Here is a 22,293-nt window from a genome sequence, read left to right as displayed (position 1 = left end):
GGCTTCGTCACTGCGAGGGAGTTGGTCGCACCGTCAGTCGCTGATTCGCTTCAACATTCCTGATGGATGTCGTTTTCAGTTCGTGAGTAAGGTCAGCTCGACTGGGGTAGGTCACAAGGATGTCACAGTGCTTCCGCTCACCCAAGCCAAAATGTGCGATTGCTTCCTGACCGGATGCGTATCCGAACCCAACTTGAATTTGACGCGACGAGATGAGTGCATCGGAATCTCCGAGTCGGCCTGGTTCGTAGAGTTCAATTCGCGAACCAATTCCCATTCGATTCACGCCCCGCGGACCGATTACACGGACATCCAACCAGTGACCGCCCGCTGTTTCATTTCGAAGCAACATCGAAGGAGCTTCCGGCCACCAACTCGCCAGGAACAAATCTAATCGGCCGTCTTGGTCAAAATCACCGGACGGGCCGGGAGCCGTGTAGATGATCTTCTTTTCGGAAATCATCTTCTCAAAGAACTTCCGTGAGCCCCGCGTGCCCCGATCGGCATCGGTTGGGAAGTCGTTGACGGCCAATACCGATTCCTCGAATGTGGGAACTCCGTTAGAGATGCCGGTATTTCGGTAGATCATCGGGTGCGGTTGTTGATCGGCGAACTTGACGATGCTGGTATAGATGTCCGCTCGGCCGTCGTTGTCGAAATCTTGAATTTCCACGTGTGGCGCTTTCAAGGGCAGCGGTTTTAGACCGGCGGCTTCGGTCACGTCTTCAAACCTTGGCATGTTGTTCTTCGAAATACCGCGATTGAGGTAGAGCCGATTCGCCACTGGAGTCTTCCAAGGGGAGTCAAAGTGTTGACCGATGACGACATCCGGCAAGCGGTCATTGTTCACGTCTCCGAAGGTGACACCGCAAACCATGTTGTCTCCCTTCGCATCCGGCCAAGCGAAGACATTTCGGATGCCAGATGGTTCCGTGAAGTGACCGGCACCGTCGTTGATCAGCAGCAGGTTTCCCAAAGTCGATGCGAGGAACACATCAGGCCAACCATCAAGATTGACGTCCGCCGACGCGACACCCAGCCCAGCGGTTCCGGTCGGTATGCCAGCGTCTTGGGACACATCCGCAAATTGAAGTTGACCTTCGTTTCGAAACAGTCGGGAACTATGCGTTGAGGAGCCGTTGTATCCGGTCATCGGGTCTTCCCCGACTAACAAGTCGAGCAGACCATCGCCGTCGTAGTCCAATACCGTGGCACTTCGCCCGCCGAATTCTTTGGGGCATGCCGCGTTGCCCTCGGAGACATTCTCAAACGCCCCGTTCCCAGTGTTCCGAAAGAGCGAGCACCCGGCAATCGGGCGACCGACTCGCGTTGCCAGACGGCTTCCTTCCGGTCCTGGCATGCTGGCGACATACAGGTCGAGATCGCCGTCATTGTCGAAGTCCGCGAACAGCACTCCCGTGGCTCGCGTCGAGATCCGTGGTACGGTCGATTGGTCGAGTCTAAATCGTCCGCGATTGTTGCGAAGAAGGCGATTCGGCGATGTATCTGGATAGTGGAACGTGCCGGTGTAAAGTTCCGGCCAACCATCTGAATCGACATCGCCCCACGCCGCCCCGTGACCCTGGATGCCAGCAAGAAATTGCTGCAACCCCGTCTCTTGACTGACATCACGGAAGACAAACGGCAGTTCCTGAGCAGACACAATGTTTGTTGAACTCGGGGCGATCCAACTTGCCATCGCTAGAGAAGAAATGAGAATCAACCGCAATCCGGGATTCGTCGACGCCATTAGTCATTCTCCTTTGCGATTCTCGGTGGTGTTTGCGTCGAAGCGAATTCCTCAAACCGCGTCGGTCGCACTCGGTACGAGTGTTGGTTTCGCTGGCCGCATGGACTTCAACTCGGCTTGAATCCGTCGCTCGACAAATTCGATGTGGAGTCGCAGGTTGTAGAACTCTTGCATATACGAAAGAGGAACGGACCGAGCAGACTCCAATTCCTTTTCCATCTCGTTCAGTGTTTCGAGATGAGATTTTAGAACATCGGGGTCGGCATCGGGGCCTGCATATTGATCAATTTTCCGCAAGACTTCGTACCAACCATAAATTCGCGAGCGAATTCGCCAGCGGTAAATTGGCGGAGTCAATTTCAACAGGGGAAGGAAAAGTGCCACGAACGGTAGTAAAAACAGCTTGCCCCGTTCCACGGCCGACGCCACCCAGAACGGAAGAAACCGTTGCAAGATCGGCGGCCCGGATTTCAAAAACTGCCGGGCAGATTCATTCAGATCATGTTCTAGGTACAGTCGCGACGGAAACTCCTCGCGTGACACGGTCACTCCAGCTGTGGCATTCACCTTCCGAGCGGCTTGAAGCAGCATCGGAACAAATGCGTCGTGGAACTCCTCAGTACAGACCAGCATCGCGGCGGGAGCGACCAGGTGAGCGTCTTGATTCGGGATATCGTTCGCCAAGTCGATTACTCCGCGTGAGATCTTCACATTGGCCAAGAACGGGTAGCGAAATGCATAGGCTTCATGACGCGCTAGACTGAGCAATCGGACTTCGGGATCGGTCAGTAGGTCGCCAATAACTTGGGATTGTGGCGACCCGACAAAAATTGCCGCATCAACGTCTCCCGAACGCAATTGTGTTGCGGCCTCGCTGCCACCAATGGAAACTAACTCCGTGGGCAACTCGTCGGTGATGCCGTTTTCGCGGAGCATCAATCGGGCGAGTGGGGCCGTTCCGCTTCCGACAGGACCAATCGCGATCCGTTTACCGGCAAGACTCCGCAGGTCAGTCTCGACATGATGCCCCAGCGTAAACACCCAAAATGGTTCGAGATATACGCTCGCCAATCCTTCCAATCGGTGTTGCCCCGCTTCAGCCGGTGGACTCGTTCCGCCTTGCGCGAATGCGAGGTTCACATCGTTGTCTGCGAGCAACAAGTCGTAGTTTTCGATGGAACCAGCGGTTTCGAGGACAGTCAATTCGATCCCGTTTTCCGCGAAGAACTTTGAGTACTTCTGGGCAACTTGGTAGTAGGCACCATCTTTAGGACCAGCGGCGATTACAATTTGGGACGGTGGAGCCGGTTCCACAAAATGCCACGCGACTGCAAACCCACCAATGGTCAACAGGGCGACAAACGCCCACATCCTCCACTCAAGATTGCGAAAATCTTCTGCAGAGTCCGTGACACTTTCGAGAAATCGTCTCTTTGCGCTCCGTGGCATCCGTGCAAAATCCTCACTGTGGAAATTCTTGGCTGACCGATCCTACCTAGATATTCTGCCGAAACGCGGAAAACGAGTAAAGAACACAGCGAAGTTTGACGTTTTCTTGCAAATTCGCGTCGTGAATCGATGAGAAACTAGTTGAGTTGCCAGTTTCGACCAAATTTCTCCCGAACCTTTCTGCGGCAGACCGGTCTGCCAGACGCACTCGTTGCGCCCAGTCAGACTGCAATGGACAGGTTCAATCAAATTCGGCAGCCAGGCGTTGGAAAGTGGCAAATTGTCGATCGAACGCTGGCAAAAATGGCGAACTCTAAGGCGGTCTGTGAGAAATTTACGCAAAATTTCGCCTGGGGTTGCCATCCCTGCTCGCCAACGCAGGGGGTGGTTGACTAAGATATGAGCCTGGAAAGATTGTAGAGATTGGGTCCCACAAACCCTGAACACAAGAGGATCATAGCCGTGGCATCCGCCGAAGACACCCGCACAGCAACCGCCCCGAACGAAACTGACCTTCCTATTACTTCGCCCGTAGTCGGTGCGGAAATTCTTGTGGAAGGCCTAATTCGGCAAGGTGTGGAACATGTCTTCGCTTACCCAGGCGGTGCGAGTATGCCACTGCACCAAGCGTTGCGGAAACATCGTGATCGAATTCGCACGATTCTTCCACGTCACGAACAAGGCGGTGCGTTCGCAGCCCAAGGGGTCGCGCGTACGACCGGAAAAGTCGGCGTGTGCATGGCAACCAGCGGACCGGGTGCGACTAACCTCGTCACGGCCATTGCCGACGCAAAACTCGATAGCGTCCCGATGGTGTGTATTACCGGTCAAGTTCCGCAAGCCGTCATCGGTAGCGACGCCTTCCAAGAAACGCCGATGGTGGAAGTTTGTCGGGCGATTACGAAACATCATTACATGATTACCGACATCAAAGATGTCGCACGAATCGTGAAAGAAGCGTTTCACGTGGCCAGTACCGGACGACCAGGGCCGGTTTTGATCGATTTTCCCAAAGATGTGCAGTTGGCGTCGCTGGACGAAGTCGATTACGACCCGCCAATGAATCTCCCCGGATACCGACCGGTGCAGAATGCCGCCCGACCGGAGCAGATCAAACAAATCATCGCTGCGGTGAAGCGGTCCAAACGCCCCGTGTTGTACGTCGGCGGTGGAGCTATCACCTCCGGAGCAGCCGAAGAGCTGAAAGAGTTCGCCCTCAAGACGGGGATTCCGGTCACAATGACCGTCATGGGGTTGGGGGCATTTCCGGGAACGCACGAGCAAAGTCTTCACATGCTCGGTATGCACGGCACCGTGTATTCGAATTATGCCGTCAACGAAGCCGACTTGCTGTTGGCGTTTGGCGTGCGGTTCGATGACCGTGTGACAGGTAAACTCGAGGAGTTCGCGCGGCACGGGAAAATTATCCACGTGGACATTGATGCCTCCGAAATTCATAAGAACAAGGAAGCACACATTCCGATCGTGGCGGACCTGAAATTGGTCCTGCAAGATCTGAATAAAGCGATGACGGACGACGATCTTCCGGAAATCGAGGATTGGAAGGCGAAGATCGCGCATTGGAAGAAGGAACATCCCCTGTCGTACAACGATCCCGGCGAAGGATTGATTCAACAGTACGCGATCGAGGAGTTCTGGCGAATTACCCGAGAACGCAACCCATACATTGCAGTTGGTGTCGGCCAGCATCAGATGTGGGCAGCTCAATTCTACAAATTCGACGAACCCCGTCATTGGCTGAGTAGTTCCGGTCTGGGCACGATGGGTTTCGGATTGCCTGCCGCGATGGGGGTTCAAGCCGCGTACCCGAATGAACTCGTGGTCGATATCGACGGCGACGGTTCGTTCCAAATGAACATCCAAGAGCTGGCGACATTGCATTGCGAAAAACTTCCCGTAAAGATTCTGCTGTTGAACAATCAGCACCTTGGGATGGTGGTGCAGTGGGAAGATCGGTTCATGGAAGGTCGTCGGGCACACACGTATCTTGGCCCAATTGATCACCCGGAATGGCTCGGATCGGGAGACGGTTCGACATTCGCCGATGCCACGTACCCCAATTTCGTGCAAATTGCGGAAGGATATGGCATCAAAGCGAAGCAAGTTCGTCGTCGAGCAGATTACGAAGCGGCTGTGCGTGAGATGATCGATCATGATGGCCCGTACTTGCTTGATGTGCTTTGTAGCTACCAAGAGCATGTTTTGCCGATGATTCCTAGCAATCACACCGTGCAAGACATCATCACAAAGTAGCCGTCGGCTACAGCACAGCTCGGCCAAATTCCGCTTAGTTGTTGTACACTGCTGGCAAGTTTTTGACTTCTTCCGTTTGCAAGCTACGCTTGTCAACCGGAAGGAGTCCGCTTATCCAATCCCCGCGTGAGGCGGTCTCGTTCTGAGCCGTCATCATCGAATCTTGCTTCTGCAGCACGCTTAAATAGTGTGGGGTCTCTGTGCAAAAACTCAAAACGCCCAAGGCAACCGATCCGTCGATTGGTTCGTCGGCAACGCTATCGGACTTCACCACGCCATCGCATTTGTGTTGGCAACCTCACGGGCAAGCACTACCGATGCGTCGATGGCAACGGGTTCGCTACCATCACTCGGTGCTACTCACTCCGTTTGACGAAACCTTCGGGAAGCAGGTGGGGGCATCGATCGTTGTTGATGGTCGCGACATCTCTGTCGGTGGTTTTTCTTTCCGTCACTTGGAACCACTTGCGGAACGCTTTGTCGTGGTCACGTTTCCCATGGAGACGACCGATCAAGTTTATCGAGCAATGCGATTGAGTTGGTGTCGATTCTTGCAGCGGGGCATCTACGAAAGCGGTGGCAAATTTCTGCACAACGTCAACGTGGACGGCTTTTTCTCGTCGAACACAATTTCACCAAAGCAACACGGTTTTCCATGAGATCTCCGCGCACCGCCTTATTTCTGAACTACCTTTGATTACATTGATGCCGCCAATTCCGTCGCTGGAGACTGTCATGTTGGATTTCGACTATTTCAACCGCCGTAAGGAAGTCCAGACGGCATTGACCAACCGTGTGAATACAGTTTGCATGGACGGAATTCGACATGCCGACCGAAAGAACGAGCGGTCACCGTTTTCGGAAGTGGTGTGGCTGGTCCCGACAGAGAACAATAAGCGAGGCGACTATTCCCAAGCGTTGCCGTCAGTCAGCAAAGACATTTCCGTCGGCGGACTGTCGCTGGTCCACAGTCAGCCGATTACTGCTGAGCAGGTGGTTGCCATCCTGCCGGGCACGAATGGCCCAACGTTTTTGAGGTGCGAAGTCGAGCACTGCACACGACTTGGCTATGGCTTCTTTCAAGTTGGTCTACGACCCGAGCGTGTCCTTCAAGCCAAGGAAAACGAACGGCTTGCATGGGAAAAACGCTGCGAGGAATTTGACGACGAACCAGCCCCGGCTCCGGCCAAGGGCTGAGTTCACGCTTGAGTCTGATGCCACCTACACGCCGGACGCGATCGGTAGCGGGACCAAGATATCGTTCGCCTGTGGCGGCAGGTCGGAGTTGTCCTCGTCTGCCAAAACGGTGTCGGTGAGGAAGTAAAGCAACTGCCGAAACTCCACGGGTTCGACGGCATCTGCCAAGGCTTCAGCACGGGCTCGCGACTTTTCAACCAGTGATTCAGCTTTGTTGAAGACGTCGTAACGCTCGAACACCCGTCGCAGCCGACCCATCCGCAATGCCGGAGGTTCATCGCTCGTCAAGAGGTGACGAATTTCGGCTTGCTCGTCTTCCGTGGCGGATTGCAATGCGAGCGCGAGTAAGACCGTTGGCCTGAGCGCTAACGCGTCTTGCCCGGCAACAAGTTTGTTGTCCACATCCCCACGCCAGTCCTTCAGGTCATTGAGAATTTGAAATCCGATGCCCACGTGCCGGGCGAACTGAGGAATCATTTCCTCGTAGTCTTCAACCGATCCGGCCATCCGCACGCCCGCATACAAGGCGGCTTCGAATGCGGGCGATGTCTTGAGGGCATAGATTTGCAGGGCGTCGAGCGGCGACAGCGACAGGTCTGAAGACTGCCAAGCCATCTCAGCCCCCTGCCCGTCACACAGCTTAATGTGGGCTGCTGCCATGCGGTCGAGGATATCGGCTGCGGCTTCCGCACCAATTTCACCGCAAGCGGCCGTCACAAGACGATAACCCACGCCAATCAGGTAGTCACCAACATTGATCGCCGTGCCCGTGTCGTATTGCCGATGCAGGGTTTCTTGACCGTATCGGAATTGGTCGTTGTCTTCGATATCGTCATGCACAAGCGAGGCTTTGTGAAACGCCTCAATTGCCATCGCGACACGACCAACACCATCAGAAACTTCAATCGGTTCCTCGCCCATCGTCTTCAACGATTCCGCACCCGTGAGTGCGTCGTATGCCGCAAGCGTCATAAACGGACGAAACCGTTTGCCGCCGTTCGCAAGCCAATCGTAAGAGATTCGTTCCGTTTGACCGATCGGGCTTTTCGCAGCTTCGGCGGTCTTGGTCCGAACTCGCGGAAGAAGCGTTTCGAAGCGGTCTTTGTCGAACAATCGATTTGCCGAACGTAACAGCGGGACGTAGCTGTTCGTTTGTGGTTCGGGCAGCGGTTCGTATTCTTCGAGCACGTCCCATACCCAACTTTCGTCGAGCGTGGTGTTCTTGCAATCCCCAGAGTGCAGTGGGATCGCGTAACTCGGGACACCGGCGATGAGCACCTTGTCGATGGCTTTTTCCAAGACGTTCAAACACGCGACGCCAAGAATGCCGTCAATGTGCCCAGACACGATGATCTTGAGCACAACGGGCGAGCCCTCGGCGACGAGGACTTTATAGCCCAGCTTCTCGGCTTTCACCTTGTAGTCGGCGATGGAGCATGCTCCGCAGCGTTCGCAGTCGAGACCAAATTCATCGTAGTCAGCCGGGCAACCCTCGGCGTGTTTGAGACAGTGCGGCAACAACAGCATCCGGCGTTCAAACGGAATCGCCAGGAATTGTCGTTTCCAGAAAAAGTTACCGATCAGCACCATCGCAAAGCCGAGGAATTTCTCCGGCTTCCGCATTTCTTCGAGCAGTTCGCGGCCCCATTGTTCCAAGGTTTTCTTGGCGAAGGGGTTAGCAGCGTCCAGGCGTTTTGCGAACTGTTCTGCCGCGGATTTGATCTCCTCGCGTTCCGTCAATGTCTCCGGGACGGCTTTAAGGTGACTGGTGCTCTTGCGTCGTTGGCGTTTGACAGGTTTTGGGTCGTCGTCCATCCGTGAAGTTGACGGAGTGGCAGCCGTGCCGGTGGGTCCGTCGGCGTCGTAGTACGGCGTCGCATCGATCGACACGGGACATCTCCTTGCTATTTCGATTCCCCGAGCTTCTCGGTGGAAGTCTCGGTGGGTTCGGATTTGGGTAGGAACACTTGGCAGGCTCTCCGCAGGGCGGCGACCGTGAAGATCTGCGGGTACAACTCTTCAAAATACCATAACTTGGCGAAATAGAAACCGATCGGCGTAGGTTCGGTCCAACTTCCGTCCTCGATTTTTTCCATTAACCATTCTACGCCCCGCGACGCCGATTCGCGAGCGGTCGGCACCGAAAGCAGAATTTCCGTCGCCAGGGCCGTCTCTTCGACACTCGAAACGATTCCCTTCGACGCCCCCCAACCGCCGTCGTCGTTCTGATTGTCGACCAACCATTGAACCCCACGCACCGCCGGTTCGGACTGCAATTTTTCCGCATCTCGATAAGCCGCCAACACCCGAGCGGTCCCGTAAGTCGGGTTTTCCTCGTCAGGATGGTGTTGGTTGCCAAACCAAAGGGGGAACCAGGAACCATCGGGATTTTGAGCGCGTTGTAAGAATCTTTCCGTTTGTTTGACTGCATGCTGGATTTTTCGAGGCACGACCACGAGACGTTCAAAGCCGTCTTCACGTGTCACTGCCCAATCCTTCGCGGGATCAGCGAGATTGACATCTGAAAAAAACTCAGATGCAAATCTAATCGAATACCGATGCAGAGCCCGCCAAGCATGAGCGGTAATATCCGCGGAACTCCGATCGAACGGCAGCTTCCCCCAACCGCGACAGAAGGTCGGAAACCCACCATCACGATTTTGCAGATCAAGCAACCATCGCACTCCGCGTTCGATCGCTTCGTCCGACTCTCCACCCTTCACACTCAATTCTCCACAGAGCGCCAGCATCGCCCCTGGCGTGTCATCTGCGTCTGGCACACCGCCGGGCAAGTCGGTCCAGGCCCAGCCACCGGGGTCGGCGTTAGTGTAGGGGTGGACGGTCTGGTATTGCTGATCGAGCAGAAATCGCCGAATCGGTTCGCGGTCGGCTTCCGGCAGATCGTCACCGAGAGCGTTGACCGATAGCGTGGTCACCCACGTCGCGAGATTGGTATCGATCGGCCAACTGCCATCCTCGCGGACCGAATCGAGAATGAACTGCACGCCCTTCTTGACCACCGGATGTTCGACCAACCCCATGCCAGCGAGACTCATCGTGACGAAACTGGTCAGTGGAGTCGCTTCGAGGAATCCGCCGTTGGACGGTTGGATGCGTTCAAGGACTTGGAGACTCCGTTTCCGGGCGGCATTGCGAACCGTCCACGCATACGGATTCCACGACTTCACAAAGTGATGCCGAACCTGCCCGATGGCGATGAGCGCGGGCAATGCGTAACTCACGACCGGCAACCGCACCGTCTTGTAGAACCGAGCCGGCAAGCAGGCCAACTCGAACGGCAACGCGGGAATCGTGGACCACTTGACCATCCCCGCGAGCGCACAGTGCGTGAGGATCGGCACGGAAAACGTTTTGTCCTTCCCATACCGAGCAATCACCGCCGGCACCCCGCCGATACGATCGATGTATCCCTGAGCGTTCGCCACGACATCGGCGTATTGATCTTCAGTGTTCGTCGCCCGAAACACCGCCCGAGCCAGCATTGAAGTGGAAATATTGCTGAGACTCTTCGTGGTATCGCCCCAGCCGCCGTCATCATTCTGATGGCTCGCCAACCACGCGAGACCGTTCTTGATGAAAGACCGTAGTCGATCCGTATCCCAATCACTATTCGGGTGACGCGACACCATTTCGAGTGCCATCACCGCTGTTGCAGTAGACAACGCCGAAGTGGACAACTCTCCTACCCAATGCCCGGCCGCATTGCGTTGTGAGAGGAGATGATCGCGGGTCTTGCTGTAGCCTTGGTGTAGTCGTTCGATATCCAAGACGGAACTTTCCAGTCGGGCGGGGTTACAAATCAAGATCGTCGAGACCGTCCATGAGGTCGTCAAGTTCGTCACGGGGGGCGGTGGCAGTGGCGGGTTGACGCTTGGGGATACCGACTTCCATGCCGACCGCGTCGCGTCCATCGGCGACCAGTTCTTGGTCACGTTCCAACACGGCCATTTCCAACGGCGTTTTGCCGCTGTCGTCGCCGCCGAACAATTTGGAGAGATCGATCTTCAGACCGGCGACTTCGCCTTCGGCACCGGCGATCGCGGGCGTTTTGTGTTGCGGAAAGATGATGGCGTTCTCGGGACAGACCCGGCTACACGCGGGGCAACCTTTCTTACAGTTGTCTTGTTCTTCGACTAAAATTCGGTCAAGTTGATCGACCCCATACACACCAAACAAACAGAAATCGATGCACTCCATACAGTTCGTGCAGAGGCTGTAGTCGATGACTGGATACCACCGGCGTTTGGTCGGTTCCTGGTCTGCGGATGTCGGAATCGGTGCGGGAGTTTCGGCAGCGGGTTCTGGCTTCGAAGGTGATGCCAAATATCGCTGCATTTGGTCGGCCTTCGGTTGGCCACCAATCCAGCCAAGCAGATCGACCGTTTGCATGGTGCAATCTTTGGCGATCCGCCGGATTTCCTCCAGATAGACTTCCGGTTCCGCGTACGCACGCAAGTCCAAGCACCACAACTTTCGCTTCGGCACATCCAGCGAGCCGATGCCATTGGTGTTTTGCTCTTCCTCGGGATTGGGAAGTTCGTCCTCGTCTTCTCCCTCAGCCTTGAGCAGCGTCACTCCCTCTTGGCCACGCACGCCTTGACGGTCCAGAATCCAGCGACACGCCCGCGGATACATCCACGCCAACACCACCACCGGACCCGGAATGCCTTTGAGAAACAGCATCCCCGTGTGATCGGCAGACATATCGTAGACATGCGGAACCAGGGACACGTCAATGTCGTTGTCCATGATCAACGCCGCCGCGATTTCCTCCTCCATGTTTCGCTTAACGGGGTGTTTGCCTTGATGCTGCGAAATTACGACGGTCAATTTCTTCGCGGCCATGGTATTTCTTTCGGTTCAATCTCGCAGAAAAATTCGGAGTTCGGTCCGATGAATCAGTTGACCTGACCTTTAATCAGTCGCTGATCTTTTTCCCAACCCTGCTCGAGATGCTGCAAGTACTCGTCAGCGGAGAGCAAATCTGTGTGGAGTTGCATCTCGTATAACCAACCGGCTTCGTAGGTGTCGGCGTTGATGTGCGACGGATCGTTCAGCAAGTCTTCGTTGAATGCCAGAATTTGTCCCGCACATGGCGTATGCAGCGACGACACCGCCTTGCTGCTTTCGATTTCCCCGATCTCCTGACGGTCGGCAACGGCGGTGTTGGGATCGATCGACCATTCCAAAAAGTACACGTCTTGCAGCAACCGTACAGAGTACGCCGTCAAACCCACGCGAACAGAGTCAGTGGAGGTTTTTTGGACCCACATATGGTTCTTCGAGTATTGTCGATCGGTGGGAATACGGGCTTCGTATTTCCCCATCGCGAAGATGAGGTCATCCGACATGGCGGGCGGTCGCTTGCGGTTGGAAGTTTCGGTGGTTGTGAGTGGAATCATCCGGGCGAACCGAGATTCACTCAACGTACTCCTAGTAGAAACAGTTCAGCAGACGGATGCAAGCAGCGGCAAACCAATCGTTGGCCAAGCTGCTGAAAAGCGATAGGATATTCCGTTGACACCCCCTGATCGAAATTGCTTTCCTCAGCCGTTGGAGTGGTCTCTGAAATGAAAATCACTGAACTTGGGACGTGTCCAATTTGCGAGCATGAGTACGATCGTGGGCAGATGAACAAACACCATATCGTGCCCAAAAGCCGCAAAGGCCGGGAAACAGTGCTGCTTTGCACGACGTGTCATCGGCAAATTCATGCGGTTTTTACCGAGAAAGAACTCGAGAGGCACTACGGCACCATCGAGCAACTTCTGGCGGCAGAGCAGTTTCAAAGTTGGATTCGCTGGATACGACGTCGAAAGCCAACTGCTCGCATACGCACCAAAACCGCCAAGCGGAAGCGTCGTTGAAACCTGACTACTCGCTTGGTTCACGTACGGGAATCAACCACAGAAGCGATGCGTATCGACCGATCAGTGAAACGACAATGATCACATGAGCGGCTCCCAACGTCCGCCCGAGAAAACTCCATTCCACGTCTGCTGCAAAGAGTTTCCCAAGCCACCATCCTCCGAGCAGTCCCGACATCCCCGCACAGACACCGCTCACCTGTCGAAACAACGCGAAGTGTACTAACCGATCCGCGGCCGGTGATAATTCCAATGCCAAGTTGCGGCCTGCGATGTTCGCCATCGCATAGAATCCCCAGCATGTGTAAGCCGGAATCACCCACCACCACTGTTCCTTCGTGGCGAGCAGCCAAAACACCAACCCGCTACTCGCGATGATCAAACCGATCACGAGCGGCCGGAGGTTCCCAGATCGATCACATTGCCGTCCGGAAAACCAACTGACGGGCAATTTGACCAGTTGCATCAAACTGCTGAGGCCGTAATACATGCCCAGTTGAATTCCCAGGTGTCCGTACGTCAGTGAGAAAAACGCTTGCTGAGTCAAGCCATTCGCGAAGGCCAAACACCAGGCATGCAAGAGAAGGAATCGCATGGATGGTTCCCGCCATGCCTCTCGAATTCGTTTCCAACTCGGAACCGCGTCGGCGAGTGGCGGGAGTGAAACATCAGGAACCTTGAGCATCGGCAGCAGCGAAACCGTCAGCAAGACGACACCCAGTGAGAACGCAATCTCGTAAGCGAGTAATGCTTCCTCGGGCGGACCCGCATGCCGCCACCAATCGCGGAGAAATCCCCCCGCAACCGGAACGGTCAACATCGAAACCAGTTTCGCGATGTTTCGCCAGGCAAAGAAACGTCCCCAATGCGATTGCGGTGCCAGTTCGCTAATCCAGGCAATGTAGATGACATATGCGATCTCTTGCAGGATATACGAAATCGCCAACACGCCAATCATGGATGCGAATGCGACGTCGCCATCGGCTCGGAACAGTCGAAAGCCGTAGAACGGAACCGCCAACATGCAACAACGTGCAAGTAGTGAGAACGTCAGAAAAAAGCGTTTGGAGCTGCCGAACCGTTGCAACAATTTCCGACCGAACAACCCTGTGATCCCAAGCATCTCGGGGAGAACCAGCAGAACGGTGATCGCCCATTGTTCGGCTCCCAACCCCTTCGCAAAGTACAAAAGAAACCCGCCGGAAGTCAGTGAATACCCCGCGGTCCAGACCAATTGGTTGACCATGACCGACCGAGTCAACCGTGAGAGTTCAATCTGCGGTTGTTCTTCAGTATTCTCCGTTCCTGAGGTTTTGTTTGAGAATGACTGGTCATCGGGCGTTGACATGAGTATTCTACGTGTGGGGAAATATCGAGTGAGTGACAGTGTGCTTCCAACACACAGGAACTGGTGCCCCTGTTCCCAAGTCGCGGAGAGTCGGACCTAATGCACTGTCCATTTTGTCGACAAGGTGAAACGCGAGTCATCGATTCGCGGGCAAGTCACGATTTCGTCATCCGACGTCGTCGCGAGTGTTTGCATCCGGACTGTCGTCGCCGGTTTACCACGTACGAAAAAATTGAGCAATCGACAATCAAGGTTGTGAAGAAAAACGGCAACCGTGTTCCGTTTTGCCGCGAACGCTTGCGAGCGGGAATCGAAAAAGCGTGTTGGAAACGGCCCGTTTCCGAAGAGCAAGTCGACGCAATCATTGCCGGTGTAGAATCGGAGATTCACGAGAGTTTTGAACGTGAAGTCAACTCCCGGTTCATCGGCGAGCGGGTCATTGAAGCCCTTCGTGAGTTGGATCAAGTCGCATTCGTGCGGTTCGCTTCTGTCTATCGAGACTACGAAGACGTCAACGACTTCGTCGAGGAATTGGAGCCTATTCTGAGAACCGGCCCTGCTCCACCCCGTTAGAACGGTTTGCAATCGTTTTTATCAGTCGTGGTGGATTGGGAAATGCCATTGCTTCCGGTCTTCCACGACATCGCCCCCGTTCCAATCAAATCATTACTGCTCTGATCGCCCATTCTCACCGGATCGGGGGCTGTCGACGAGACGTCACACCCTCGACACCGGACTTGCGAGGAAAGTCCGTCTTCGGATTTTCGCCGAATGCGGATAGAATGGCCAATGGACACACGCGTGACATTGTTTCGTCAGGTTGGGAACATCCATGCCGCCGACCGTCAGTTCACCTTCCCCACCGCCTACAAAATCTTCCGCCACCGGTTCGGGGTGGATTGTGTCCGCGTTCATTCACGGAATCGTCTTGGGAGTTCTGGTAACGTCCGGCCTGCCAAGTTGCGGGGATAGTTCGCCCGGCATCGGTCCTTCTACGGAAGACGGTTTGCGGGAAGTCGGCATCTATCTGAAACCGGAAAACCCAGTCGAGCAGCCCATCTCGGAAGATGTGCCCACACCGGAATCCGTTGTCGAACCGGTACCCGATCCGCTGGAGTCGACGACACAATCCACGGAACTCGACGAGCAAACGCTCAATAATCTGACGAAGGTGCCGGAACCGGAACCGACACCACTAATCGGCATGGGAGCGAAGACCGCACCGGTCGGTGGCACGCCGGCGACGGAACTGGAACCATCGGAGCTCAAGCCATCGCCCCTCAAACCGAATCCCCAAACTCCGCCGCCATCGGGCGGTGTCGGTGCCGGCGAAGTCAACTTTATGGGGCTGACGTCGAAGGCGGAGCGGATCGTGTATGTGATTGATACGTCCGACAGTATGCGGCTCGACGATGCGATTGATTACGCCAAAGCAAAGTTGAAGGAAAGCGTCAACCGTCTTGACCGTAGCCAACAGTTTCAGATCGTCGCGTATAGTGATGTGATTTTTCCGATGCGGCTGAGGAATGATCAGCGTCTCAAACTATACCGGGCAATTGACCATAATCTCGTCCTCGCGGATCGGTTCATTTCCACGATCGTCGCGGAAGGCGGCACCAAACATATGCCGGCTTTGGAACTAGCGTTCTCGTTCGAACCGGATGTCGTGTTCTTTCTGACCGATGCCGATTCCGAAGTTCAGCCGAGCGAACTCCGTGCGATCCGCAACCGCTTGAATCGTGGCAAACGGGCTGCGATTCATTGCATCAAGTTCGACCAGGGACCAGACCTGCAGCCGGAGGAAACCAATTCACTTCGTATTCTCGCGGTCCAAAATCGTGGAACCTACACGTACAAGAACACCGAAAAACTCCGCTGAGCCCCAGCACGCCGGCAATCGTGATCGATGGACTCGTTGCTTGCAGTGTTTCGGTTTGCTGCTCGGATTAGTGATGGTGCTTTCAGGAACGATCAATCCGGCATCCGCAGCCGAGCCGACAGATCGTTTTCGATTTCGTCAGGCGAGCGGCGGTGAAATCGTCGTGACTTGCTTCATCTCCGAATACAATGCATCACAGATTCGCTACCGATTGAAACACGATGGCCCGACACTAACCAAGTCAGCGGATCAAGTCGTCGAGGTCGTCACTCCTCTGTCAGAACCGCACGTCAATGGCTTACGTGAGTTTGCGGACGGTCAGATTGCGAAAGCCGAAAAGGAATTTCAGGCGGCGTTGGTCAAGGAATCGCGTGCTTGGGTAAGACGCGACATTCTCGCCATGCTGATTCGCTGCGCGTTCCATCGAACCGACTACGTTGCTGCGGGAAATCGATTTCTTGCGATCATTCGAAGCGAACCCAACACGCGACACATTGCACTCGCACCGCTTTGGTGGACGCAATCTCGTGTTGCACCGCAACTCCGCAGTGAAGCGTTAGCGTGGAACAAACGCGATCAGGAATTCGCTCAACTCTTGTCGGCCAGCGTCCTGTTGCTGGATACCGAGCACACGGCGGCGGCCCGAATTCAGATGAGCCGACTAGCAACCACCGCCGCGGAACCATGGCGTCAGTTGGCGAAGATGCAACTTTGGCGTCTGAGCATTCACCGTGATCAGGTCTCGACTGCCGATCTCAATTTATGGGCCGCCGACATTCGGTTTCTTCGTGAGTCACTTCGCGGCGGACCATGGTACACTCTCGGCGAGGCCTATCGGTCGAAACAACAATATGGGCAAGCGGCGGCCGCGTTTCTGTGGGTGCCATTAGTTTACGGAGATAACGTGCATTTGGCGGCGTTGTCCATGCAGCATGCGGCGGATTCTCTGCGAACCATTGGTCGAGTCGCCGATGCCGACACGCTTGAACGGGAGATCATTTCCCGGTATCCCAATAGTGAAGCAGCCACACAATTGCGATCCGCTGCCGAAAGTGAGCCGACAAATTCATCTCGGGCTCCATAAAATTCCATTCTGATTGATCGCGTTCTACATCGGGGCTCAACGAAGATGTACCGACCATTCCTGCTGATGTGTAGTCTCTGGGCACTTGTGTTGTTCGACGCGGTTCGCGTATCGGCGCAGTCCAAAAAGTCGGGCAAAGCCAAAGTCGTCCGCGATGAGGACCTGCCCTACCCGCCCACCCTTCCCAATGGAAAATCCGTGGTGACGGACCGATCCGCAGTTTTCCTTGAACCGCCCACAGGGCTGGGGCGTGATGTCGTGATCGCGGACGAAGTCCCGACCGTCGACTTTATGTTCTATCCCAATCAAGACTACCCGGGAAAACCGTGGTCGAATTGGGGAGACGGATCGGTTGCCAACGGAAAGTACTACTCGGCGATTGGCGATCACTACGCGATTGGTCGCGGCGTGGCGAAGTACGGCACTGGGACGGCTCATGTCTATGAGTACGATCCCGAGGCAAAGTCGCTGCGATCGCTTGTCGATGTCGCGGAGCTGCTCGATTTGCCGGACGGGCATTACACACCGGGGAAGATTCACAGTCGTGTCCAGATGGGCAAAGATGGTTGGCTCTACTACGCAACGCATCGCGGTTCGCCTCGTGCCGCCAACGACGCCAATCATTACCAGGGCGATTGGATCTTTCGCACGAATCCCCAAACTGGTCAGAGTGAAGTTCTCGCCATCCCCATCGCGAAACATAGTATTCCGAATAGTGTGCTCGATCCTGAGCGAATGATTTTTTACGGTGGAACCGCGGCTGGTCCGGATGCGAAGAATCAGGAGATTGTTTTCTTCGCGTATGATCTGTTGGGCGGGAAGTTGTTGTACGCTGGGCCTAATGGACCGGCTCGATACATGATGTTATCCAAGTCAACCGGGAAACTCTTTTACGTGCCTGGCAATCAGGACGGCGAACTCATGTGTTTCGACCCCGACACCGGCAAACCGCCGAGCAAGGTTGGTGTTACACTCGGAATTCGCGCTGCGACGGAAGAAACCAAGGACGGTTTGATCTACACCGTCTCAACCGGCCAACGCCAGGGCGATGCCACCATCTGGGAGTTCAACGTCAAATCGGAAACGGCCAGGAAAATCGGTGCTGCAAAAGTGGGCGAGAACGCCTATGTGGCTTCGATTGACGTCGATCCCACTGGACGGTTTCTCTACTACTCTCCCGGGGCTCACGGCGGTGGATTTCGGGACGGCACGCCCATCGTTCAGTTCGACATTTCAACCGGACGCAAGAAGGTCATCGCGTTTCTGCACCCGTTCTACGAAAACAAATATGGTTTCATTCCCAAAGGCACTTACAGCACCGCATTGTCGGAGGACGGTCGCCAACTGTTCGTCACATGGAATGTCAGCCGCGGCACCCGAGCTTGGGATTACTGTGGGCTCTCAGTGATTCACATTCCGAAGTCGGAACGTTGATGAATCATCAGACGCGAGATTCGCGTCTCGACTTGCGATCTTGAGTCGTCGCGGTATCGTGGGAAGTCCGAACAAATTCGATTTCTCCGATGAATACAGGCTTCTCATGAAACGCAATTGGCGAAAACTCGCTGCTTCGGTGTCACTGCTGACCGTTGCCTTGGTGTGCAGTCAATCGGGACTTGCCGCCGATACTCCGAACTTCGTGCTCTTGATGGGGGACGATCATGGTTGGAGTGAGACGGGGTACAACGGGCATCCGCACCTCAAAACACCGGTGCTGGATGAAATGGCCAAAACGGGACTGCAGTTCGACCGTTTCTACGCCGGTCATCCAACGTGCTCGCCCACGCGGGGAAGTTTCCTGACGGGGCGGCATCCGAACCGATACGGCACATTTGAACCCGGATATTCCATCCGTCCGGAGGAAATCACGATCGCACACCTGCTCTCGTCGGCCGGGTATCGTTGTGCTCACTTCGGCAAATGGCATCTGGGGCCGGTCAAGGCTGCGTCGCCGACCAACCCCCGTGAGATGGGATTTCAAGAGTATCTCTCACACGACAACTTCTACGAAATGAATCCGATCTTCTCTCGCAATGGTCAAAAGCCAAAGGAGTACCCTGGTGAGGGGTCGGAAGTCACGATCGACGAGACAATCAAATTCATCCACAACGCCAAGGAACTAGACAAACCATTCCTAGCCGTCGTATGGTTCGGTTCGCCGCATGAACCGTATAGTGGTCTCGAAAAAGATTTGGCGTTGTATGCAGACTTGCCGGAATCCTACGCCAAACGAACAGTTCGGTTGACCTCGATGAAAACGGGACGGCCGACGACCCGCCCACTTCGTGACGTGCTCCAAGAGCGGTATGCCGAAATCACTGCGATGGACCGTTCGATCGGTACGCTTCGCGACTACTTGAAGAAATCGGGACTACGCGAAAACACGATGGTCTTCTACTGCGGTGACAACGGCAGCCCGCCAAGCACCGACCGCGTTACGACGCCGTTTCGGGAAGACAAGGCCTCGGTCTACGAAGGTGGAATTCGCGTACCTGGCGTGATCGAATGGCCAAGTCGAATCAAGAAGCCGAGCCGGACGCAAGTTCCCGCTGTCACCAGTGATCTTCTGCCAACACTATGTGAGCTGGTGGGAGTGGACGTCCCCGAACGGCCGATCGACGGCATTTCATTGGTCGAGGTGTTGGATGGCACGATGACCGAACGCCCCAAACCGATTGGTTTCTGGCAGTACGACACACAAAATATTCGCGGCCAGACCCCCCTGCCCGAGCCGTACATTGATCCGAAATTGCAAGAGGGAACCACGCCGCTCGTGAAGTACCTGCAAGGCAAACTCACTCGCAGCTTCAATAACTTTGAGCAACCACCCATCAAACCCGCCGACTTCACCGGCCCGCGTTCCTTCGTTCACAACCGCTACAAGCTCGTCATTGATGGCGAAGGTAACGGCATGGAAGTTCCGGAACTCTACGATCTGGTCGAAGATCCGGCCGAATCAAAGAACATCGCGGAATCGAACATCGAACTGACACAGAAATTGACCAAAGAGCTTCGCGACTGGCAAGAGTCCGTACTCAACAGTGTCACCGGCAACGACTACCCCAATTGAAAGCTCATCGTCGTCCGCTACACAATCAATGGACGAAAGAAAACCCCGTCAACTCATGAGAGTTGCGGGGTTATGAGTGAAGGCGCAGGGACTTGAACCCTGGACCTACGGATTAAAAGTCCGTTGCTCTACCAACTGAGCTACGCCTTCGTGGGTGATTGTTAAGCTGTTGAGGAATGTTAGCGTCTGGATTCGAAAATGCAAACCCACAAAGCAACGCGATTCCAAGCTTTGCCGGAATTCCCACGAACCCACGGACTTTGGGGTGGGCTCCTATCTGAATGTTCATTGTGGTGAGTCGTTCGATTTGTTGCCCGTTCAGAACAATTAGAACATTGTTGAAATCCGGTGTTGCGTGTTCATTGAACTATTCCCTCGGTTTCCTGGACACTCCTCCGCCGGCCTCCAGAAGAAGTTTCAGCATACGGCCATCCATTTGTTCGAGAAACGAGCACACGAATGCACGGGTGGCGAAGTCGCGTGTCTGGTCTGTTTGACCACTTCACCCAGAGGTCGCCGACGGCTGCTCGTCGCTGTTTCGCCACTCGCAAATGACCAGGGACAAGTCCGGGAGACTGATTTTGCATGCGGTATCGCTCGCACACGGACAGCATTGATCGATAGGACGCACTTGGTGTGGACGGCGAACCGGAAAGATCGACGACAGCGGTGTTGCTACATGTTCCAATGAGTGTGCGAGCGACATACGCTTGCTCAACCACGACCAAGCAGATCTCGAACCTCATGAATTCACGATCAACCAAGCTTCAAACACTTGAGTTCTCCCCACGAACTCGTTATTTTTCACCTCACCGATCCCTTGGCGCAGTTGGCTAGCGCGCTTCCTTCACACGGAAGAGGTCACTGGTTCGAGTCCAGTAGGGATCACTTTTGAGGCAAGAAATAGCGATGACTTACGACACGCCGAATTGGTCCACTAAGGACAAATTCGGCGTGGTCCATTAAGTGGTCCACTATTCTGTGATTTTTGTTGCAATCTGAGCGGCAATCTGGTGGATATGTCCGGGACCGGCAACGATTCGGCGCTGTCGTATTTCGGCCCCCATGCCGATCCCATCTCGAATCATGTGTGGTTTGGCAACCTCGGATGCTCTGGACCCCTGAATAGAAAAGCATCTCATCCATCTCGGGACAAGATGCGACAGCCGACGCTGCGACTCTCGGTCGAGGCCTGATCTGCCTCGGCGCTGGCGGTCTGGGAGGCTCACCCTTCACCGAACGATTTTCTCGTTTTGTATCGCGTCCGGGCTCCGGCTATCTGGAGCGGCAGGTGCTCCCCGATCGGAACGACGACGTGCGGCGAGTGGCAATTCCTCTTGCACAGATTTCTGAACTTGCAGATGGCGAGGACTGAGATGAACCAGTTCAAGAACCGCGGAAGCGGTTGCCTGCTCGGTTTGGCTGTCGGTGATGCTCTGGGAGCGGCTGTCGAGTTCAAGCCGCCTGGTTCATTTGCGCCCGTGACTGGCTATCGGGCTGGTGGCCCGCATGGTCTCAGCCCCGGGGAGTGGACCGATGACACCAGTATGGCTCTCGCGATGGCCGAGAGCATCGCCCAAGTCGGCTGGGACCTCGACGATCAAGCTCGGCGATATGTCGATTGGTGGCGAAACGGAACTTATTCCGTGAACGGTCGCTGTTTCGATATTGGAATCACGACGCGGGCCTCGCTCGTGCTGTTTGAACGGGATGGGGATGCTCGGAACTCGGGTGATCGGGCCGAGCGTGCCAGCGGCAACGGTTCGATCATGCGATTGGCTCCGGTACCCATACGCTATTTGGATCACTTTCCAAATCAAATCGAGCAACTGGCCACGCTCGCAGCGGAGTCGAGCTTGCCCACGCATGGCAGTCCTCAATGTCTATCAGCCTGTCAGTACATGGCTCTCATTCTGGCCGGGTTGATGCACGGATTGGATCGGGACACAGTGCTGGCTCCTGACTGGGAACCGCTCGAACAACTTCGACGACTTCAACCACTTCATCCTGCAGTAGACGTGGTTGCATTGGGCAGTTTTCGAAGACTCCAGCCGCCAGAAATTCAGGGGAGCGGTTATGTCGTCAAGAGTTTGGAGGCGGCTTTGTGGGCGTTTCACGATGCTCAAGATTTCCGTGAAGCCGTGCTTAAAGCGGTCAATCTGGGAGACGACGCCGATACGACGGGAGCCGTCTGCGGACAGTTTGCAGGAGCGTTTTGGGGAGAAGCCGGCATCCCACAGGAGTGGCTCGACGGACTCGCCAAGCGGGAGATGCTTGAACAAGCCTTAACGGGTTTGATTGTGAACAACGGTTAGAAAGCGGATCTTCGGCAAACTTGGTGAAGCTGGCCCTCG

Annotated in this window: 17 protein-coding genes and 2 tRNA genes; 11 read left to right on the top strand and 8 right to left on the bottom strand. The window is 55.1% G+C overall.

From position 1 onward, the window contains the following. Positions 1-7 precede the first annotated feature (7 nt). The gene (locus tag G6R38_RS01690) at positions 8-1,750 is read right to left on the bottom strand and encodes a CRTAC1 family protein (protein WP_166819953.1); all 1,743 of its coding nucleotides are present in this window, start codon (positions 1,748-1,750) and stop codon (positions 8-10) included. A 51-nt stretch (positions 1,751-1,801) separates the two neighbouring features. Continuing rightward, complete coding sequence (locus G6R38_RS01685; protein ID WP_166819952.1) at positions 1,802-3,121, bottom strand: TAXI family TRAP transporter solute-binding subunit; 1,320 nt, start codon at positions 3,119-3,121, stop codon at positions 1,802-1,804. Between the two features lie 540 nt (positions 3,122-3,661). Here G6R38_RS01685 and ilvB point away from each other — a divergent pair. The 3 genes from ilvB to G6R38_RS01670 all read left to right on the top strand — a co-directional run bounded on the left by ilvB (position 3,662) and on the right by G6R38_RS01670 (position 6,670). Beyond that, positions 3,662-5,473 (top strand): biosynthetic-type acetolactate synthase large subunit, encoded by a 1,812-nt coding sequence (gene ilvB / locus G6R38_RS01680; protein ID WP_240928026.1) that lies wholly within the window; start codon positions 3,662-3,664, stop codon positions 5,471-5,473. A 200-nt stretch (positions 5,474-5,673) separates the two neighbouring features. Further along, complete coding sequence (locus G6R38_RS01675) at positions 5,674-6,132, top strand: hypothetical protein (RefSeq protein ID WP_166819951.1); 459 nt, start codon at positions 5,674-5,676, stop codon at positions 6,130-6,132. A gap of 46 nt (positions 6,133-6,178) precedes the next feature. Further along, positions 6,179-6,670 (top strand): hypothetical protein, encoded by a 492-nt coding sequence (locus tag G6R38_RS01670; RefSeq protein WP_206028425.1) that lies wholly within the window; start codon positions 6,179-6,181, stop codon positions 6,668-6,670. Positions 6,671-6,694: 24 nt separating this feature from the next. On the opposite strand, the gene G6R38_RS01665 is transcribed toward G6R38_RS01670, so the two are convergent. The 4 genes from G6R38_RS01665 to G6R38_RS01650 form a co-directional block, all read right to left on the bottom strand. After that, positions 6,695-8,485: a polyprenyl synthetase family protein gene (locus G6R38_RS01665; protein ID WP_166820913.1), complete on the bottom strand. Its 1,791-nt coding sequence runs from the start codon at positions 8,483-8,485 to the stop codon at positions 6,695-6,697. Between the two features lie 89 nt (positions 8,486-8,574). Beyond that, positions 8,575-10,602 carry a prenyltransferase/squalene oxidase repeat-containing protein gene (locus tag G6R38_RS01660; RefSeq protein WP_166819949.1) on the bottom strand — a complete coding sequence of 676 codons (2,028 nt, stop codon included), beginning with the start codon at positions 10,600-10,602 and terminating at the stop codon, positions 8,575-8,577. Continuing rightward, positions 10,484-11,536 carry a 4Fe-4S dicluster domain-containing protein gene (locus tag G6R38_RS01655; RefSeq protein ID WP_166819948.1) on the bottom strand — a complete coding sequence of 351 codons (1,053 nt, stop codon included), beginning with the start codon at positions 11,534-11,536 and terminating at the stop codon, positions 10,484-10,486. Before G6R38_RS01655 ends, G6R38_RS01660 begins: the two co-directional genes overlap by 119 nt. Before the next feature lie 53 nt (positions 11,537-11,589). Next, positions 11,590-12,093, bottom strand: coding sequence for a glycine cleavage system protein H (locus tag G6R38_RS01650; RefSeq protein ID WP_240928024.1), 504 nt, complete (start codon positions 12,091-12,093; stop codon positions 11,590-11,592). 168 nt (positions 12,094-12,261) lie between these two features. Between G6R38_RS01650 and G6R38_RS01645 the strand changes: the two genes are divergently transcribed. Beyond that, positions 12,262-12,558 carry an HNH endonuclease signature motif containing protein gene (locus tag G6R38_RS01645; RefSeq protein ID WP_166819947.1) on the top strand — a complete coding sequence of 99 codons (297 nt, stop codon included), beginning with the start codon at positions 12,262-12,264 and terminating at the stop codon, positions 12,556-12,558. 7 nt (positions 12,559-12,565) lie between these two features. Here G6R38_RS01645 and G6R38_RS01640 read toward each other — a convergent pair whose 3' ends face one another. Then, the gene (locus tag G6R38_RS01640) at positions 12,566-13,906 is read right to left on the bottom strand and encodes an MFS transporter (RefSeq protein WP_166819946.1); all 1,341 of its coding nucleotides are present in this window, start codon (positions 13,904-13,906) and stop codon (positions 12,566-12,568) included. Positions 13,907-14,005: 99 nt separating this feature from the next. Between G6R38_RS01640 and nrdR the strand changes: the two genes are divergently transcribed. The 5 genes from nrdR to G6R38_RS01615 all read left to right on the top strand — a co-directional run bounded on the left by nrdR (position 14,006) and on the right by G6R38_RS01615 (position 19,939). Further along, positions 14,006-14,479 carry a transcriptional regulator NrdR gene (gene nrdR, locus G6R38_RS01635; protein ID WP_166819945.1) on the top strand — a complete coding sequence of 158 codons (474 nt, stop codon included), beginning with the start codon at positions 14,006-14,008 and terminating at the stop codon, positions 14,477-14,479. 259 nt (positions 14,480-14,738) lie between these two features. After that, entirely contained in the window at positions 14,739-15,785 is a 1,047-nt protein-coding gene (locus tag G6R38_RS01630) for a hypothetical protein (RefSeq protein WP_166819944.1), read from the top strand. 40 nt (positions 15,786-15,825) lie between these two features. After that, positions 15,826-16,869 (top strand): tetratricopeptide repeat protein, encoded by a 1,044-nt coding sequence (locus tag G6R38_RS01625; RefSeq protein ID WP_166819943.1) that lies wholly within the window; start codon positions 15,826-15,828, stop codon positions 16,867-16,869. A gap of 45 nt (positions 16,870-16,914) precedes the next feature. After that, positions 16,915-18,303 (top strand): YncE family protein, encoded by a 1,389-nt coding sequence (locus tag G6R38_RS01620; RefSeq protein ID WP_166819942.1) that lies wholly within the window; start codon positions 16,915-16,917, stop codon positions 18,301-18,303. A gap of 106 nt (positions 18,304-18,409) precedes the next feature. Continuing rightward, a complete protein-coding gene (locus tag G6R38_RS01615) occupies positions 18,410-19,939 on the top strand; it encodes a sulfatase family protein (RefSeq protein WP_166819941.1) in 1,530 nt (509 codons plus the stop codon). Between the two features lie 77 nt (positions 19,940-20,016). Here G6R38_RS01615 and G6R38_RS01610 read toward each other — a convergent pair. Continuing rightward, a tRNA-Lys gene (locus G6R38_RS01610) sits at positions 20,017-20,089 on the bottom strand. A 664-nt stretch (positions 20,090-20,753) separates the two neighbouring features. On the opposite strand from G6R38_RS01610, the gene G6R38_RS01605 reads away from it, so the two are divergent. Together G6R38_RS01605 and G6R38_RS01600 are read left to right on the top strand one after the other, a co-directional pair. Continuing rightward, positions 20,754-20,827 (top strand) — tRNA-Val (locus G6R38_RS01605). A gap of 488 nt (positions 20,828-21,315) precedes the next feature. Next, complete coding sequence (locus G6R38_RS01600; protein WP_166819940.1) at positions 21,316-22,254, top strand: ADP-ribosylglycohydrolase family protein; 939 nt, start codon at positions 21,316-21,318, stop codon at positions 22,252-22,254. The last annotated feature ends 39 nt before the right edge of the window (positions 22,255-22,293 follow it).

Source organism: Thalassoroseus pseudoceratinae (genome assembly GCF_011634775.1).
GTDB lineage: Bacteria > Planctomycetota > Planctomycetia > Planctomycetales > Planctomycetaceae > Thalassoroseus > Thalassoroseus pseudoceratinae.
Note: the sequence above shows the minus strand (reverse complement) of the source record. Positions and strands in the feature narration are given on the sequence as shown.

Bases quoted from the DNA above. Each gene is read 5' to 3' on its own strand.
- G6R38_RS01690 (WP_166819953.1), bottom strand. From the start codon at position 1,750: ATGGCGTCGACGAATCCCGGATTGCGGTTGATTCTCATTTCTTCTCTA.
- G6R38_RS01685 (WP_166819952.1), bottom strand. From the start codon at position 3,121: ATGTGGGCGTTTGTCGCCCTGTTGACCATTGGTGGGTTTGCAGTCGCG.
- G6R38_RS01670 (WP_206028425.1), top strand. From the start codon at position 6,179: ATGCCGCCAATTCCGTCGCTGGAGACTGTCATGTTGGATTTCGACTAT.
- G6R38_RS01665 (WP_166820913.1), bottom strand. From the start codon at position 8,485: ATGGACGACGACCCAAAACCTGTCAAACGCCAACGACGCAAGAGCACC.
- G6R38_RS01660 (WP_166819949.1), bottom strand. From the start codon at position 10,602: ATGGACGCGACGCGGTCGGCATGGAAGTCGGTATCCCCAAGCGTCAAC.
- G6R38_RS01655 (WP_166819948.1), bottom strand. From the start codon at position 11,536: ATGGCCGCGAAGAAATTGACCGTCGTAATTTCGCAGCATCAAGGCAAA.
- G6R38_RS01650 (WP_240928024.1), bottom strand. From the start codon at position 12,093: ATGATTCCACTCACAACCACCGAAACTTCCAACCGCAAGCGACCGCCC.
- G6R38_RS01645 (WP_166819947.1), top strand. From the start codon at position 12,262: ATGAAAATCACTGAACTTGGGACGTGTCCAATTTGCGAGCATGAGTAC.
- G6R38_RS01640 (WP_166819946.1), bottom strand. From the start codon at position 13,906: ATGTCAACGCCCGATGACCAGTCATTCTCAAACAAAACCTCAGGAACG.
- nrdR (WP_166819945.1), top strand. From the start codon at position 14,006: ATGCACTGTCCATTTTGTCGACAAGGTGAAACGCGAGTCATCGATTCG.
- G6R38_RS01630 (WP_166819944.1), top strand. From the start codon at position 14,739: ATGCCGCCGACCGTCAGTTCACCTTCCCCACCGCCTACAAAATCTTCC.
- G6R38_RS01620 (WP_166819942.1), top strand. From the start codon at position 16,915: ATGTACCGACCATTCCTGCTGATGTGTAGTCTCTGGGCACTTGTGTTG.
- G6R38_RS01615 (WP_166819941.1), top strand. From the start codon at position 18,410: ATGAAACGCAATTGGCGAAAACTCGCTGCTTCGGTGTCACTGCTGACC.
- G6R38_RS01600 (WP_166819940.1), top strand. From the start codon at position 21,316: ATGAACCAGTTCAAGAACCGCGGAAGCGGTTGCCTGCTCGGTTTGGCT.